The sequence below is a fragment of the Rhizobium sp. ZK1 genome, assembly GCF_047782645.1.
GTDB lineage: Bacteria > Pseudomonadota > Alphaproteobacteria > Rhizobiales > Rhizobiaceae > Rhizobium.
The window spans coordinates 557,037-573,196 of the sequence record NZ_CP180586.1; the positions used below are offsets into that span (position 1 = coordinate 557,037).

16 protein-coding genes are annotated in these 16,160 nt (G+C 60.7%); 5 read left to right on the forward strand and 11 right to left on the reverse strand.

From position 1 onward, the window contains the following. Positions 1-75 precede the first annotated feature (75 nt). Together ACK9YZ_RS02795 and ACK9YZ_RS02800 are read left to right on the forward strand one after the other, a co-directional pair. Positions 76-813 carry an SDR family oxidoreductase gene (locus tag ACK9YZ_RS02795; RefSeq protein WP_416065599.1) on the forward strand — a complete coding sequence of 246 codons (738 nt, stop codon included), beginning with the start codon at positions 76-78 and terminating at the stop codon, positions 811-813. Between the two features lie 2 nt (positions 814-815). Then, positions 816-1,145: an Atu4866 domain-containing protein gene (locus ACK9YZ_RS02800; protein ID WP_416065600.1), complete on the forward strand. Its 330-nt coding sequence runs from the start codon at positions 816-818 to the stop codon at positions 1,143-1,145. Positions 1,146-1,169: 24 nt separating this feature from the next. Here ACK9YZ_RS02800 and dxs read toward each other — a convergent pair whose 3' ends face one another. The 5 genes from dxs to ACK9YZ_RS02825 form a co-directional block, all read right to left on the reverse strand. After that, positions 1,170-3,086, reverse strand: coding sequence for a 1-deoxy-D-xylulose-5-phosphate synthase (gene dxs / locus ACK9YZ_RS02805; protein ID WP_416065601.1), 1,917 nt, complete (start codon positions 3,084-3,086; stop codon positions 1,170-1,172). A 102-nt stretch (positions 3,087-3,188) separates the two neighbouring features. Further along, a complete protein-coding gene (locus tag ACK9YZ_RS02810) occupies positions 3,189-4,112 on the reverse strand; it encodes a pirin family protein (RefSeq protein ID WP_416065602.1) in 924 nt (307 codons plus the stop codon). An 89-nt stretch (positions 4,113-4,201) separates the two neighbouring features. Further along, on the reverse strand, positions 4,202-4,969 hold the full coding sequence (locus ACK9YZ_RS02815) for an SDR family NAD(P)-dependent oxidoreductase (RefSeq protein WP_416065603.1): 768 nt from the start codon (positions 4,967-4,969) through the stop codon (positions 4,202-4,204). Between the two features lie 86 nt (positions 4,970-5,055). Then, positions 5,056-5,307 (reverse strand): exodeoxyribonuclease VII small subunit, encoded by a 252-nt coding sequence (locus ACK9YZ_RS02820; RefSeq protein WP_183735507.1) that lies wholly within the window; start codon positions 5,305-5,307, stop codon positions 5,056-5,058. A 2-nt stretch (positions 5,308-5,309) separates the two neighbouring features. Next, a complete protein-coding gene (locus tag ACK9YZ_RS02825) occupies positions 5,310-6,245 on the reverse strand; it encodes a histone deacetylase family protein (RefSeq protein WP_416065604.1) in 936 nt (311 codons plus the stop codon). A 186-nt stretch (positions 6,246-6,431) separates the two neighbouring features. Between ACK9YZ_RS02825 and ACK9YZ_RS02830 the strand changes: the two genes are divergently transcribed. Further along, the gene (locus tag ACK9YZ_RS02830) at positions 6,432-6,833 is read left to right on the forward strand and encodes an acyl-CoA thioesterase (RefSeq protein WP_216757228.1); all 402 of its coding nucleotides are present in this window, start codon (positions 6,432-6,434) and stop codon (positions 6,831-6,833) included. Here the strand turns inward: ACK9YZ_RS02830 and ACK9YZ_RS02835 are convergent. The 3 genes from ACK9YZ_RS02835 to ACK9YZ_RS02845 are packed head-to-tail and all read right to left on the reverse strand — an operon-like array spanning position 6,830 to position 8,699. After that, positions 6,830-7,393 (reverse strand): biotin transporter BioY, encoded by a 564-nt coding sequence (locus ACK9YZ_RS02835; protein ID WP_216757229.1) that lies wholly within the window; start codon positions 7,391-7,393, stop codon positions 6,830-6,832. The two genes, ACK9YZ_RS02830 and ACK9YZ_RS02835, sit on opposite strands and share 4 nt — an antisense overlap. A gap of 23 nt (positions 7,394-7,416) precedes the next feature. Beyond that, on the reverse strand, positions 7,417-8,025 hold the full coding sequence (locus tag ACK9YZ_RS02840) for a CbiQ family ECF transporter T component (protein WP_416065605.1): 609 nt from the start codon (positions 8,023-8,025) through the stop codon (positions 7,417-7,419). Beyond that, positions 8,025-8,699 carry an energy-coupling factor ABC transporter ATP-binding protein gene (locus tag ACK9YZ_RS02845; protein WP_216757231.1) on the reverse strand — a complete coding sequence of 225 codons (675 nt, stop codon included), beginning with the start codon at positions 8,697-8,699 and terminating at the stop codon, positions 8,025-8,027. The genes ACK9YZ_RS02840 and ACK9YZ_RS02845 overlap by 1 nt, the downstream gene beginning before the upstream one ends. A 125-nt stretch (positions 8,700-8,824) precedes the next feature. On the opposite strand from ACK9YZ_RS02845, the gene ACK9YZ_RS02850 reads away from it, so the two are divergent. Next, entirely contained in the window at positions 8,825-10,015 is a 1,191-nt protein-coding gene (locus ACK9YZ_RS02850; protein ID WP_416065606.1) for a winged helix-turn-helix domain-containing protein, read from the forward strand. Between the two features lie 28 nt (positions 10,016-10,043). Here ACK9YZ_RS02850 and ribB read toward each other — a convergent pair whose 3' ends face one another. The 3 genes from ribB to ACK9YZ_RS02865 form a co-directional block, all read right to left on the reverse strand. Beyond that, positions 10,044-11,147 carry a 3,4-dihydroxy-2-butanone-4-phosphate synthase gene (gene ribB / locus ACK9YZ_RS02855; RefSeq protein WP_416065607.1) on the reverse strand — a complete coding sequence of 368 codons (1,104 nt, stop codon included), beginning with the start codon at positions 11,145-11,147 and terminating at the stop codon, positions 10,044-10,046. Positions 11,148-11,157: 10 nt separating this feature from the next. Further along, the gene (gene aroC, locus ACK9YZ_RS02860; RefSeq protein WP_416065608.1) at positions 11,158-12,255 is read right to left on the reverse strand and encodes a chorismate synthase; all 1,098 of its coding nucleotides are present in this window, start codon (positions 12,253-12,255) and stop codon (positions 11,158-11,160) included. 171 nt (positions 12,256-12,426) lie between these two features. Continuing rightward, positions 12,427-15,519, reverse strand: a complete 3,093-nt coding sequence (locus tag ACK9YZ_RS02865; RefSeq protein WP_416066803.1) for an EAL domain-containing protein — start codon at positions 15,517-15,519, stop codon at positions 12,427-12,429. 327 nt (positions 15,520-15,846) lie between these two features. On the opposite strand from ACK9YZ_RS02865, the gene ACK9YZ_RS02870 reads away from it, so the two are divergent. After that, positions 15,847-16,107, forward strand: coding sequence for a DUF1344 domain-containing protein (locus ACK9YZ_RS02870; RefSeq protein ID WP_112542941.1), 261 nt, complete (start codon positions 15,847-15,849; stop codon positions 16,105-16,107). Positions 16,108-16,160: the final 53 nt, after the last annotated feature.

Genomic DNA, 16,160 nt, shown 5'->3' on the forward strand with positions numbered 1-16,160 from the left:
CGCCCCTCAGACCCAATCTCATGCGCATGGATCGGCAGCATCCGGCTGCGGCCATCATCGAAACATGAGGAAAACATGACTGACATCAAAGGCAAGACAGTTCTGATCACCGGCGCCAGCAGCGGCATCGGTGCCGGCGTGGCGCGCGAACTCGGTGCGGCAGGCGCGAAGCTGATGATCGGTGCGCGCCGCACCGACCGGCTGGAAGAACTGGCAGGGGAAATCCGCAAGGGCGGCGGGACGGTGGAATTCCGCGCGCTCGACGTGACCGATCGGGCCGACGTCGAGATTTTCACCAAGGCGGCTGTCGATGCTTTCGGCGGCATCGACGTCCTCATCAACAATGCCGGCATCATGCCGCTGTCGCTCATGTCATCGCTCAAGGTCGAGGAATGGGATCAGATGATCAACGTCAACATCAAGGGCGTGCTCTACGGCATTGCTGCCGTGCTGCCGATCATGAATGCGCAGGATCGCGGCCAGATCATCAATATCTCCTCGGTGGGCGGCCTGGCGGTCGTGCCGACCGCCGCCGTCTACTGCGCGACGAAATATGCGGTACGGGCGATTTCCGACGGTCTGCGTCAGGAAAACAAGAAACTTCGGGTCACCTGCATCTATCCTGGTGTGGTCGAATCCGAACTCGCTTCGACGATTACCGAACCCTTCTTGGCCGAAGCCATGGTCTCTTTCCGGGCGATTGCCCTGAAGCCCGACGCCATCGCCCGGGCAATCCGCTTCGCCATCGAGCAGCCCGACGATGTCGACGTCAACGACATCTCGGTTCGTCCGACCGAAAGTGTGGGGCTCTGACCATGGCAATCCGCTCGGCCCTTGCAGGCGCGGTCTTTTCGCTCGCAGCCTCTTCATCCGCTATTTCAGAGGATCAGAAAATGCAGAACCATCCCTACCTCGGCATGTGGATCACTGGTGACGGCCATATCCGTCAGGAGCTGCTACCGAACGGCCGATATGACGAGGCGCGGGGCACGCGAAAGAGCGCCTATCAGGGCCGCTATGAAGTGACCGGCGACCATATCGAATATTGGGACGATACCGGCTTTACCGCCGATGGTGATTTCATCGACCGCGTGCTGCATCACGGTGGAATGATCTTCTACCGTGATGGCAAAAAGCCGGAATAAGCAAATGCGGCTCGGTGGGCTGCCTTAACCGGCCACACCGACCGCAACACCGCGTCCGAGCGCGTTGAAGACGGTCGAGACGATGCCGGCGCGATCGAGACCCGCATGGGCGATCATTGCTTCCGGCTTCGCCTGCTCCATCCAGATATCGGGCATGACGAGCGAACGGACCTTCAAGCCGCGGTCGAGCAACCCGTCCATCGCCATGAACTGCATGACCTGGCTGCCGAAGCCGCCGACCGAACCTTCTTCCACGGTGATGAGGATTTCGTGATGCCCCGCAAGCTGGCGGATTAGAGCATGGTCGAGCGGCTTCGCGAAGCGCGCATCGGCAACCGTCGTCGACAGGCCTGCGGCATCGAGATCTTCGGCCGCGAGCAGACAGTCCGCAAGCCTCGTCCCGAAGGAGAGAAGCGCGACTTTGGTGCCTTCCTTGACGATGCGCCCCTTGCCGATCTCAAGAATCTGGCCGCGCTCCGGCATGTCGACGCCGATACCTTCGCCACGCGGATAGCGGAACGAGATCGGGCCGGCATCATAGGCAACGGCCGTGCGCACCATATGCTTCAACTCCGCCTCGTCGGCGGCCGCCATGACCACGAAGCCGGGCAGGGTGGAGAGGAAGACCGTGTCGAAGGAGCCCGCATGCGTCGGACCGTCGGCACCGACGAAACCGGCGCGATCGATCGGGAAGCGCACCGGCAGGCCCTGGATCGCCACATCGTGCACGACCTGGTCATAAGCGCGCTGCAGGAAGGTGGAATAGAGCGCTGCGAATGGCTTGAAACCTTCGGCGGCGAGGCCGGCGGCGAAGGTGACCGCGTGCTGTTCGGCAATGCCGACATCGAAATAGCGTGAGGGGAAGATCTCGGCAAACTTGTCGAGACCGGTGCCGCTCGGCATCGCCGCTGTGATGCCGACGACGCGATCATCGAGCGTGGCTTCCTGGACCAGGGTTTCTGCAAAGACATTGGTATAGCTCGGCGCATTCGGCTTCACCTTCGCCTGCGTGCCGGTGATGACATCGAACTTGTTGACGCCGTGATATTTGTCGGCTGCAGCTTCGGCCGGCGCATAGCCCTTGCCCTTCTGCGTCACGACATGGATCAGCACCGGGCCGTTCGCATTGTCGCGCACATTGCGCAGCACCGGCAGAAGATGATCGAAGGAATGACCGTCGATCGGGCCGATATGATAGAAGCCCATTTCCTCGAACATCGTCCCGCCGGTCACATAACCGCGGGCATGCTCGACGGCGCGGGTGATCGCGCGGTCGATGTTCTTGCCGAGGTAAGCCGTCAATTTCTTGCCGAAATCGCGGAAGCCCATATAGGTGCGGCCGGAAGCGAGGCGGGCGAGATAGGCGCTCATCGCGCCCGTCGGCGGGGCGATCGACATGTCATTGTCGTTGAGAATGACGATCAGCCGAGCATCGAGAGCACCGGCATTGTTCAGCGCCTCATAGGCCATGCCGGCCGACAGCGCGCCGTCCCCGATGACGGCGATCACGCGGCGGTCCGTCTTGTCGATATCGGCAGCGACGGCCATGCCGAGACCGGCGGAAATCGAGGTGGATGAATGCGCCGCGCCAAACGGATCGTATTCGCTCTCGGCCCGGCGGGTGAAGCCGGAGAGGCCGTTTTCCTGGCGCAGCGTGCGGATGCGGTCGCGGCGCCCGGTCAGGATCTTGTGTGGATAACATTGATGGCCGACGTCGAAGATCAGCCGGTCATCAGGCGTGTTGAAGACGCTGTGGATGGCGATCGTCAGTTCCACCACGCCGAGACCCGCGCCGAGATGCCCGCCGGTGCGGGACACCGCATCGATCATTTCGTCCCGGACCTCGCGTGCAAGCTGCGGCAGATCGCGATCCTCGAGCTTGCGCAGGTCGGCAGGGTAGGTGACCTGATCGAGCAGCGGGGTCTTCGGGGATTGTGTCACGGGCGGGCGCTCTTCTTTGACTGATCGGCTTTGCTTTATTCGATTGAATTGCGGCAAAACAACTGCATTTGCATAACCGCAAGATTTTCACCTTAGAGCACTTCAGCCCTCCGGCAAAGGCACGAATTCCTCTTCGTCGCCGGGAACGATATCGAAGCGGCCGGTGCGCCACTCCTCCTTGGCCTTCTCGATCCGCTCTTTCGAGGAGGACACGAAATTCCACCATATGTAGCGCTTGGAGTTCAGCGCCGCACCGCCAAACAGCATCAGATGACAGCCCTCGGCGCCCGCTTCGAGCGTGATCGCATCGCCTGGCCGGAAGACGAGAAGCTGGTCCGCCGCGAACCGGTCGCCGGCAATCACGACCTCGCCCGAGAGCACATAGACCGCGCGTTCTTCATGAGCAGCGCCGAAGGGAAATTTCGCGCCCGGCTGCAGGGCAATATCCGCGTAGAGCGTATCGGTAAAGACCTTTACCGGCGATTTCAGCCCTTCGAACGAGCCGATGACCACGCGGCCGGTCACCCCGCCATCGTCGATGACAGGCATGTCAGTCTTTTCGGTATGGGCAAAGGAAGGATCGATCTCCTCCTTGTCGTCAGGCAGCGCAAGCCATGTCTGCAGGCCGGACATGGAGAGCGGATGGCCGCGCAGATTGTCCGGCGTGCGCTCGGAATGCACGATGCCGCGGCCGGCCGTCATCAGGTTGATGTCGCCGGGCCGGATGACCTTTTCCGTGCCGAGACTGTCACGATGGCGGATTTCCCCGTCGAAGAGATAGGTGACGGTCGAAAGCCCGATATGCGGATGCGGCTTCACGTCGAGCGCCTCGTCGGGCTTCAGGATGGCCGGCCCCATGCGGTCGAAGAAGATGAAAGGCCCGACGAGACGGCGCTGACGCGTCGGCAGGGCGCGCCGCACCTGGAAGCCGCCAATATCGCTGGTGCGCGGAATGATCAGGTTCTCGATCGCGTCGCAGGCGAAGGCATCGCCGGGCAGGGGATCTTTACCGGGGAAGAAGGACATGGGGGATCTCCGATCACAAAGGCTTCCGCCACAGATAGCGCCTGCCGGTCCATGGTGAAAGGGTCAGTTTCCCGGATCGTCAAGAGTCGTCAGATGGCAGTAAAACCATTGTCCACGAAGAGATGGGCGCCGTTGACGAAGATCGATTCATCGCTGGCAAGATAGAGTGCGGCGCGGGCGACATCTTCCGGCTCGCCGATCCGGCCCTGCTGCGCGACAATCGCCGCATCGGACGCATCGACGCCATGTGCCTGCAACTCCTTCACTTCGCGCAGGCCGTGCGGCGTGCGGATGAAGCCGGGGCAGACGGCATTGCACCGGATACTACGGTCACGAAATTCGACAGCGATGGCGCGGGCAAACATATGCACCGCGCCCTTGGTCGTGTCGTAGAGCACTTCCATCGGCGTGGCGGCGACCGCCGAGATCGAAGAGGTGCAGACGATCGATCCGCCGCCGGCGTCGATCATCTTGGGCAGCACCGCCTTGGTCATCAGGAACATGGAGCGCACGTTGACGGCGTGCAGCCAGTCCCATTCCTGCAGCGTGGTTTCCAGGAACGGCTTGATGACGATCGTGCCGGCATGATTGAAAAGCACGGTGACCGGCCCATAACGCTCTTCGATGCCTGCCACTGCGGCATTGACCGCTGCTTCTTCCGAGACATCGGCCGTCCAGTACTCGGCCTCGCCGCCGGCCTCGCGGATTTGCTTCACGGTTTCGGCTGCCGCCTCACCATTGCGGTCGATGATCGCGACATGCGCACCCTCAGCCGCAAAGAGCTTCGAGGCCGCGCCGCCCATGCCGGTGGCACCACCTGAGATAATGGCGACCTTGCCCTTCAATCTGTCCGTCATTCTGCTGCTCCCTGATGTTGTCGAGGGATCATAGATCGGCAGGAAGCCGGCGGCCAAGCGTCTAAGACAGGAAGTTTTACTGTTGCTTAAGCGCCGTCGAGTGGTTCGACGCCCTGCGGCTTGCCGGCGCGGTCGAGGCGGATCTTCTCGATGCGGTTTTCGGCAGCGGTGAGCAGCGCTTCGCAATGCTTCTTCAGCGCTTCGCCGCGCTCATAAATCTCGATGGATTCGTCCAGCGCTACGTCGCCGCGTTCCAGGCGGGCAACGATGCTTTCGAGTTCGGCAACTGCCTTTTCGAAGGAAAGACCGGAAACCTCCGGCTTGGCGCTGTCAGTCATTCTCAACCCTTCATCATTCTGAGGATATGCATGCCCGCCGACTCGGCGAGCCCTTCCAGATCATACCCGCCTTCCAGCAGGCTGACGACCCGGTTATTGGCGCTGCGGTCGGCAACCTCGAGAAGACGGCCGGTTGCCCAGTCGAAATCCTCGCCCGTCAGGTTGATCTGCGCCAGCGGATCACGGTGATGCGCGTCGAAGCCGGCCGAGATGATGATGAGATCCGGCCGGAAATCGTTGAGCGCCGGCAGCACGCGCGACTTGAACGCCTCGCGGAAATGGTCGCTGCCGACATTGGGCGAAAGCGGCGCATTGACGATCGTGCCATGCACGCCGTTCTCGTCCTTGGCGCCCGTACCGGGATAAAGCGGCATCTGGTGGGTGGAACAGAAGAGAACGGAAGGATCGTCCCAGAAAATATCCTGCGTGCCGTTACCATGGTGCACATCCCAGTCGACGATGGCGACACGCTCGGCGCCATGAGCCTTCTGTGCGTGGCGGGCAGCGATCGCCGCATTGTTGAAAAAGCAGAAACCCATCGCCGTCATTTTTTCGGCATGGTGCCCCGGCGGGCGGGCGGCAACGAACACATTGTCCGCCTTACAGTGGAAGACATCGTCGACGGCAGCCAACGCCCCGCCGATGCCGGTCAGCGCGGCTTGCAGGCTCTTCTGGCTTGCATAAGTATCGGCTTCCAGCTGGTTGATCTTGTCTTCCTCTTCCGGGATCTGCCGCATCACGGCGATCAGATGCTCCTCCGGATGGGCAAGCAGCACGGCGTCCTCATTCGCCTGCGGCGCTTGCCTGCGGTCGAGGCGCTCGAAATTCGGATGTTCCAGCGCGACATTGAGCGCGCGGATGCGGTCGGAGCGCTCGGGATGACCTGACGGCGTCACGTGCTCGAGAAAGATGGGATGTTCGTAAAGACGGGTGCTCATGCCGGCACTCTATCGGTCGTAAATGTCATGATCCACAGCAGATGGAGCGCAGCGCGTCGATTTCAACAAGCCACGTCGCCGCGGTTACGATCCCACTTCTGTTGTTTACGCTATTTTAATTGTTTCGTTTACTTCGACGGACCCCATGCTAGGGTCGAGCTGATAACCTGCAAGGCAGACCTGTAAATGAGTAAGACGAACCGCCCGGACGTGGTGGAATTGCGCGTACCGTTTCGTGATGTGGATATGAACGGCCAGATGTTTCTGGCCTCCTATATTTCCTATGCCGAATCCGTACTTGCGGGTTTCTGGTCATTGAGACCTGATGTTGAGGACGAGCCTGCCTATACTCCCGCCAAGGTGTCCTGCATCCTTCACCGGCCGCTGCACTATCATGAGGCGGTAACCTTCACCGCCGGCGTCGACAAGATCGGTTTACGTTCCATCGGCTTTCTCATCGCCGCCGAGATTGATGACGAGCGTGCCGCCGAGGTCGAAATCACCTGGCAGGCGCGCAGCCGCGACGACGGCTCGCCGGTCGCGCTACCGGAAGAGACGCGCGACTGGCTCTATGGTTTCCTGGATTAAGCGCGAACCGGCAAGAGTGGATAGCCGGCCATGACGGCCCGGCCGACGAGCGCTGCGACGAAGGCCTTTATGACATCACCTGGAATGAAGGCCATGCTGCCCACAAAGGCCTGCTTCAGGCCGATATTGGCGGCAATGGCCAGATAGGCGATGCCGAAGGCATAAAGCACGACGATGCCGCCGATCATGGCAGCAAGGAAGAAGTTTACCGTCTGCACGAGGCCGGACTGATCGCTGTGCACGAGCCGTTCACTGAGGAAGCCAGTAACAAAAGCGGCAAAAGCCCAACCGAACAGGAAGCCTGATGTCGGAGCCACGAAAGCGGCAAAGCCGCCGCGACCGCCCGAAAGCACCGGCAGGCCGATGGCTACGAGCACCAGCACGATCAGCACGGCAATCGTGGCGCGTCTTGCGCCGAGTACGACACCTGCCATCATCACGCCGAGCGATTGCGCCGTAATCGGCACCGGAATGAAGCCCAGATAGATAGGTGGCAGCAGGCCGAGAGCCACGATAATAGCGGCGAAAAGGGCGGCAAGAACGAGGTCGCGCGTGCTCATCGTGATCTCCAATTCATAAAACGTTAACTGACATGCCGCCGAATGCCGCGCGCGTCAATCGCCGCGGCAATGTTATCCGCATCCCTGAGCGTCAAAATGATGAGCGGGGTAAGGATCGTCACCGGTCGCACCTTCAGTCCACGCGCCGCATGGGCTTCGCTGATCGCATGATAGCGGGCGATGATTTCGGGCACGAACCGCAGGACGAGGCCGACGGCGAGCCCTATGTCGTCGGCCTTCACCCGGCCGGTCCGCTCCAGCGGCCGTGCAAGCGCTGTTATTTCATCCATGAATTGCGTGATCGTCGTCGTCGCGGTCACGGCAGCAGCAAACAACATCAGTGCCGTCAGCCGGAGCAGCGTCGCAAGCGCAACGTGCCACGGACTGACGATGAGAGTGAAGAGCGCCACGATCACGATCGTCAGCAGGATCGGCCGCAGCCGGACGGCCGATTCCTTCAGTGACAAGCCGATGCTCCGATAGGTCAGCGCCGTCAGCAGCGTGACGGTGGAAAGCAACGGAAGATTGTCGCCGATGAAGAGCACGACGCCCAACAGGAAGAGCGAAAAGATCTTTGCCCGCGGCGAAAGCCGATGCAAGGCACTGTTACCTTCGACATAAAGCGACTGCATCAGGCGACAAGCTCCCTATAGCGGGCAATCGCTTCCGCCGCCGGCGCGTCGGCTGCGAGCCTGCCCTCATGGAAAAGGAGAACCCGCCCGAAGCCGGCGATCAGCTCCAGATCATGAGTGATGACGACGACACTTTCCTCAAGCCCATCAATGGTCTTCTGAACCAGCGCGCGGTTGCGCAGATCGAGCTGATTGGTCGGCTCGTCGAGGATAAGGATATTGGGACCCGTCGCCAGCACCGAGCAGAGCGCCGCGATCTGGAGCTCACCACCCGAAAGCTCATGCGCACGGCGAGTGGCAAGGTCCTCAGCATTGAAGCGAGCCAGCACCAGCTCGACCTTCCGATCGATCTCCGCCTTGGTTAAGCCGCGGCCCTTCAACCCGAAAGCGATATCGTCCTTGACGATAGGCAGGATGATCTGGTTCTGCGGCGACTGGAAGATGAAGCCGACATCGGCAAGCGCCGTCTTCTCGTCGCGTGTGTCGCGACTGTTGACCAGGACCTTGCCCGTGGTGGGTTTCATCAGCCCATTGATCATCCGCGCGAAGGTCGTCTTGCCCGAACCGTTGAGCCCGATGACGCCGAGGCGGTTTTCGGTGAGCGAGAGCGTTAGCGGTTCGACCGCGACCCTTGGCCCGAAACTGGCACCTGCGCTCTCGAAACGAATATCCAAATCTGGTCCCCTTGCTAGAATTCCTGCTTCTATAGGGCGGTGATGACCCGATAAAGGATCAAAATCAAATCGGCTCCAATATGGTATCGGGTGGCTAGGAAGATTTTCCGCGCTATGATGGCGGCATGACGAATCTGCTCTCGAATTCCGTTGCCCGCCGTATCTTTCTCGCCAAGCAGGGGCTGAGCGCGCCTCCGAACCGCGCGTTGACCAAGGCCGGCCTGCTGGATCTTATCCATGATCTTGGCTTCGTGCAGGTGGACAGCATCCAGACAGTGGAGCGCGCTCATCACCAGATTCTCTTTTCCCGCAACCAGACGTACCGGCGCGAACATTTGACCGCGCTGTTGGAGAAGGATGGTGCGCTCTTCGAACATTGGACGCATGATGCCTCCATCTTGCCGAGCGCCTTCTTCAAATATTGGAAGCACAGGTTCGTCGATGAGGAGCGGGCAATTGTCGAGCGCTGGCGCAAATGGCGCGGCGAGGGCTTCGAAGCTTCCTTCGAGGAAACTTACGAGCGGGTGGTGAAGGACGGAGCGATCCTGGCGCGCGACATGAAGGCGGACGGTCACGTCTCCGGTGGCTGGTGGAACTGGCATCCGAACAAGACGGCGCTCGAATATTTCTGGCGTACCGGCAAGTTCGCCATCGCCGGCCGCTCCAATTTCCAGAAGATCTACGACCTCGTCGAACGCGTCATTCCGGCCGAATTCCATGAGCCGGAGGTGAGCCGCGAGGATTTCGTCGACTGGGCTTGCCGCAGTGCGCTCACCCGTTTGGGCTTTGCCACCCACGGCGAAATCGCCGCCTTCTGGGATCTCTTGTCACCGGATGAGGCGAAGGCCTGGGTGACCGAACATCGGGATGAGCTGATCGAAGTGCTGATCGAACCGGCGCTTGGCGGTAAGCCGCGCTCTTCATGGGCTTTTGCCGATTTCCTCGGCACGATAGACACTTATCCGGAAGCGCCCCCGCGAATCCGGGTGCTCAGCCCGTTTGACCCGATGATTCGGGACAGAAACCGGACAGAGCGTCTTTTCGGCTTCTTCTATCGCATCGAGATCTTCGTGCCGGAACCGAAGCGCGAATACGGCTACTATGTTTTCCCGCTCCTGGAGGGGGACCGGCTCATCGGCCGCATCGACATGAAGGCAGACAGGAAAAAGGGCACGCTCGATGTGAAGCGGCTGTGGCTGGAGCCGCGCGTGAAAGCGTCTGCCGGTCGGATCGAAAAGCTGGAAGCCGAGCTCGAGCGCCTGGCGCGCTTCGCCGGTGTGGAGCAGGTCGTTTATCTGGACGGCTGGAGAGAATAGTCCCGCCTCCCTGAGGGAGAAGGGATAATCAGCAGATCTCCGTCTTGGAAATCTTGATGCCGAAGCCTTCCAGGCCGACATAGTGCCGTTCGCGGCTGGTCATCAGCGTGATCGAGCTGACGCCGAGATCTTTCAGGATCTGTGCGCCGAGGCCGATTTCCAGCCATTCGTTGTCGCGCGTCTGCGCTTCGGCATGGGCCTCGCGGCCCTGGTTGCGTGCCTTGCGGCCGTTGTCATAGTGGCCGACTCCAACAGAGCCTTCGCGCAGGTAGACGATGACGCCGCGGCCCTGTTCGGCGATCTTCTGCATGTAGAAATCGACCGGTTTGCGCTTGCCGAACAGATCGTCGGCGACGTTTTCCGGATGCAGGCGCACCGGAATATCGACGCCATCCCTGATGTCGCCGAAGACGACGGCAAGATGCTGCATCGGATCCCAGGGTAGCGAATAGGCGTGCGCCTTGGCCTTGCCGAACGGTGTGTCGATATCGAAGCTCGAACCGAGTTCGATCAACGTTTCCTTGCGCTGGCGATAAGCGATGAGGTCGGCGACCGAGAGGAGCTTCAGCCCGTGCTGCTCGGCGAAATCCACAACCTGCGGGCCGCGCGTCACCGTGCCGTCGTCATTGACGAGTTCGGAGATGACGCCGATCGGCGGCAGGCCGGCAAGCTTGCAGAGATCGACAGCCGCTTCCGTGTGTCCCGAGCGCATCAGGACGCCGCCTTCGCGGGAAACCAGCGGGAAGATATGTCCGGGGCGGACGAAATCGGAGGCGCCGACATTCGGGTTGGCGAGATTTCGCACCGTAAGCGTGCGGTCGTCGGCGGAAATGCCCGTCGTCGTACCATGCTTGAAATCGACGGAAACGGTGAAGGCAGTCGTATGGGCGGAATCGTTTTCTGCCACCATCGCATTGAGGTTCAGCCGCTTGGCCTCTTCCTTCGGCATCGGCGCGCAAACGATGCCTGATGTGTGGCGCACGATGAAGGCCATCTTTTCCGGCGTCGCATGCACGGCGGCAACGATCAGGTCGCCCTCGTTTTCGCGATCATTATCATCCATGACGACGACAATTTCGCCGGCTTCGAAGGCCCTGATGGCATCGACAACGCGCTTCTGGTCATAAGGCATGGGACAGGTCCTATTTCAGCCGGCCGGTCTGGCCGCGGTCGCGAAGATAGTGGTCGGCAATGGCGCAGGCGATCATCGCCTCGCCGATCGGCACGGCGCGGATACCGACGCAGGGGTCATGACGGCCCTTGGTGCGGATATCGACATTCTTGCCGTCGGCATCGATCGACTGCCGTTCGGTGAGAATGGAAGAGGTCGGCTTGACGGCGAAGCGGGCGACGACCGGCTGGCCAGTCGAAATGCCGCCAAGAATACCACCGGCATTGTTGGACAGGAAGATCGGCTTGCCGTCATTGCCCATGCGCATCTCGTCGGCATTGTCCTCGCCGCTCGTCTCGGCGGCGGCAAAGCCGTTGCCGATCTCCACGCCCTTGACGGCGTTGATCGACATCAGCAGTGAAGCGATATCCTGGTCGAGCTTGCCATAGATCGGCGCACCGAGCCCTGCCGGAACACCCTCGGCGATCACTTCGACGACGGCGCCGATGGAGGAGCCGGCTTTGCGGATGCCGTCGAGATACTCTTCCCAGACGGGCACAATCTCGGCATCGGGGGAAAAGAACGGGTTCTGGCCGACCTGATCCCAATCCCAGTTGGCGCGGTTGATCTTGTGTTTGCCGATCTGCACCAGCGCACCGCGAATGGTAACACCGGGCACGACGAGGCGGGCAATGCCGCCAGCTGCGACGCGTGCCGCCGTCTCGCGTGCGGATGAACGGCCGCCGCCGCGATAGTCGCGGATGCCGTATTTCGTGTCATAGGTGTAGTCGGCATGGCCGGGGCGATATTGGCGGGCGATCTCGCCATAGTCCTTGGAGCGCTGGTCGGTATTCTCGATCAGCATGGAAATCGGCGTGCCGGTCGAGATCATCGTTTCGCCGTCGGTATCCATCATCACGCCGGAGAGAACTTTCACCAGATCGTCCTCGCGCCGCTGGGTGACGAAGCGGCTCTGGCCGGGCTTGCGCTTGTCGAGCCAGACCTGCAGGTCCTCGAGCTTGAAGCGCAGACCGGGAGGGCAGCCGTCGACGACGGCGCCGAGCGCCGGTCCGTGGCTTTCGCCCCAGGTGGTTACACGGAAGAGGTGACCGAATGTATTATGCGACATGTGTTCCCGCCGGATGCGCGGAGCCGGTCGTCACCGGCCGCGCCATTACTTAAAAAGGCGCGACACTCATAGGCCAAAAAGCCGTTCAGGCAAAAGCCTTTCTTTGCGCCTGATGGGGCGATCAGAGGAATGGTATTTCCGGTATTGGGACCGATAGCCTAGGCTTCAGCGCTAGGATGCCAGCAGCCAGGCCGTGCCGCGCGCCTCGATGGCGAAATCGTCGAAGGAGAGGGGGCGTGCGAAGGCATAGCCCTGCAGGAGATCGCAGCCGAGATCGCGCAGCAGTTCGGCATGATCAAGCGTCTCGACGCCCTCGGCCACCGTCTCCACGCCGAGCGAGCGGGCGATTTCGATGATGGAGCTGACGAGCGCGCGTTCCTGCGAAGAGGCGACGATCGGCTGCACGAGCTGCCGGTCGATCTTCAGCCGCTTCGGCTTGAGCTTCAAAAGCGACACGATCGACGTGTGGCCGGTGCCGAAATCATCGATCTCGATATCGATGCCGAGCGCCTTGATTCGTTCGAGATTCTGCGAGACCACATCCTCGCTCTCGTCGAGGAAGATGGATTCCACCAGTTCGAAGGAGATTTCGCCGGGACGGATCTGCAGGTCGCCAAGCGATTCCAGCAGGCTGCCGTCGTGCAGGCGCCGCGCCGAGACGTTGACCGAGACCTTCGGCACGGAGATGCCCTGTGCCGCCCAGCGCATCTTGTCGCGCAATGCGGTCTCCAGCACGATGCGGTCGAGCGTCTGTACGACATTGATTTCGTCGGCAATGCGCAGGAACTTATCCGGCGTCAGCAAGCCCTTGGAGGGATGGCGCCAGCGCACCAGCGCCTCCACCCCGGTCAGCTTCATCGAGCGGGCGCAGAATTGCGGCTGGTACCAGGCCGTGAACTCGCCATTGTCGATGCCGGCGAGGATCTCGTCGGCGGTGCGCTTGTTGTTGATGATATCGGCTTGAAGATTGTGATTGAAGAATTCGAAGCGGTTGCGGCCGAGGCTCTTGGCGCGATAGAGCGCGATATCGGCATTGATCAGCACCTTGCGCGCATCGACATGGATGCCGTTCGCCAGCGCAATGCCGATCGACACGCCGCAGCGGCAGGAGAAGCCCTGGAAATCGATGGGCTGACGCATTTCCTCGACGATGCGGCCTGCAAGCTCTGCCATCTCCGTGTCGCCCGTGTCGAAGGAGAGGATGACGAATTCGTCTCCACCGATACGCGCCACGACATCTCTGTCACGCACGCTTCTCGAAAGCACGCGGGATGCATGCACCAGCATCGCGTCGCCGGCGGCATGCCCCAGCGTGTCGTTGATTTCCTTGAAGCGGTCGAGGTCGATATGCAGGATCGCGAATGTCTGCCGCTCGCTGCGGCCGGCATCCGTCAGGCTTTCCAGTGCTATGTCGAGCTTGCGGCGGTTGGCGAGCGAGGTCAGCGGGTCGTGAAGGGAATTGTGCTCGATCCTGTTCTTGGCAAGCTCCAGTTCAACGTTCTTGGCGATCGCCTCGTCCTTCGCGGACTTGAGGCGCAGCGTCATCAAAGCGTCTTCTGTCGAATCGAAGGCGATGCCGATGATTTTCATCTCGCCGGTCGGCGTGCGGTGCACCTTGCCGACGGAACGCACGTAGCGCAAGCCGCCATTCTCGTCCGGCACGCGGACGACAAGCGTATGCGTGTCCCCGAGTCGCTTGAAATGTCGGGCGCTTTCGAGCGCCAGCCCGCGATCATCGGGATGGATTCGGGAGAGCCAGGCGTCTTCGGTCACGAAGGCATTGCTCTGCTTCAACCCGTAGAGTTCTTGCATGCGCTCGTCCCAGATCGAACCGGCCTTGCCGAGAACGGCTTCCCAGATTCCGCATTGATAGGAATCGAGTGCCAGATCGAGCTTGCTGGACAGTACGGAAAGCTCGGCCTCACGGCTTGAAAGCTCCTCCAGTGCAAGTTCCAGCTCGGCATTTTTGAGTTCGCTTGTTTCTTTGGCGAGACGAAGCGTGTTGGTGACTTCTGCGTCGGCCGTGACATCCCAGACGATGCCGATCGTCTTTCCTGCGCCGCCGGCATCCGTATAGAAGGCGCCGATGGACCGCAGGTGGCGGATGCGGCCATCCTCCCGCATCACCCTGTATTGCGCGGTACAGGCTTCCCCCGCTATGCTGCAGCCGAAGAAATGAACCTCTGCGATTTCGCGGTCTTCGGGCACGATCGTTGACAGCCACACTGCCTGCGATCGGATACCCTCTATCGCCTTGAGGCCGTGAAGCGAGGATGCGCGCGCATCCCAGGAAAGGCTGGTGGCGTTTTCCGGCAACTCCCAAATGCCGATCCGGGAGGATTCGAGTGCCAGGTTGAGCCGCTGCGACAGTTCCAGAAGCTTGGCCTCGCGCGCTTCAAGCTGCGTAATATTGCGATTGCGTTCGCCGAGCAGCAACGTGGCGAAGAAGATCGGGATGATGATCACGCAGCCTGCGGCGACGATGATCAATCGCAGTTCGGGCTGATTGTCTGGAACGGCCGTCCAGCCTGTGTTCGGTACCGCCGCCAGTTCCCATCGCCCGCCCGCGAAATTGATTTTACGGCGGAGCGGATCTTTGCCGTAAATATCGGGGGGGCCGAAGAAGGGCGCGGCCGTTTCGTCTGGAGTGCCGATGTCGCGCACTGCGACCGACAGGTGGTCGAGATGCGGATAGCGCTCCTGGTTCTCGCTGTTACGCGCGGGTCTAAGACCCGTCGCCTCGTAGAACATGTTCTGGTCGATGACTGCCTCGACCGCGCCCCAGATGCGGCGTTTGCCGTCCTGCTTGATGAAAACCGGGAAGAAGATCGCGAAGGCGTTTTCTGCGTCCGTCGTCTTGAAGGGACCGTAGAAGCGGGCCGACTGATCGCCGGAATTGCGGCTGATCGACATGCGCTGCAGCAGTACGTCCCGCACATCCCTGCCGATCCGGTCTTTGCCTGATTGCGCCGGATAGACCGACTTGACGACGAAATCAGGCGCGACCGCAATATGGATGAAATGCGGGTTCTGGATCAGCAGCCAGTTGATCTGCCGTTCCATCTCCACTTCGTTCGTCGGCGTGCTGAGCGAGATCAGGTTGGAAAGGTCGCGGACGGCGGTGATGTCCATGTTGATCTGCGCCGCCATGCGGGCGCGGATCAGGTTCGTCTCGTTTGCAGTTCGGATTTGCAGCTCGCGTAGATAGGCGGCAGTATTCGCGCTGTCGAGCGCAAAGCCGACGGCAATAACGACAACAGCCATGAGGGCGGAAACCAGCAGCGAGACACGCGTATTCTTCAGAACACGCCGCAGTTGGTTGCCGTTGCTCAGCCGGAATTGCAAATCACACACCCCTACATTCGCGCCGACTTTAGGGGGCAGGGGTTAATTTACGATTGCGCGCATTCGTGGCTGCTAAATCGCGTAAACGGAGAGAAAAAGACGGTCAACGGAGCCTCTTGATTATCCGTAAAATCCTATTCATCAATTGGGCGCCGAAAGCCATTCTTCCGGGCAATTTTCGCCATATTCAGGAGTTTATCTGTGGCCACTCGATATCAACGGCAGCGTTTCAAAGGGATTGCCGACATGCGTTTCGTTATTGCTACGCTTCTGGCCACGGCAAATTTTCTTTCGCCCATGAGCAGTTTTGCCGAGAGCGCTGATGTCGAGGCGACCATCAAGAAGGTCGACACGACCAATCTCGTCCTGACGCTGGACGACGGCAAGACCTATCAGGCGCCCGAGGAATTCGACTTCGAAGGCCTGAAGGCCGGCGTCAAGGTGGTGATTTTCTATACGGAAGTCGACGGCAAGCGCGTCATCAACGATCTCGACATCGTCAAGTGAGCAAGTCCCATCTGGGCTAGAGCCTTTCCTGGTTAGATTGAAGCATTCTGCCG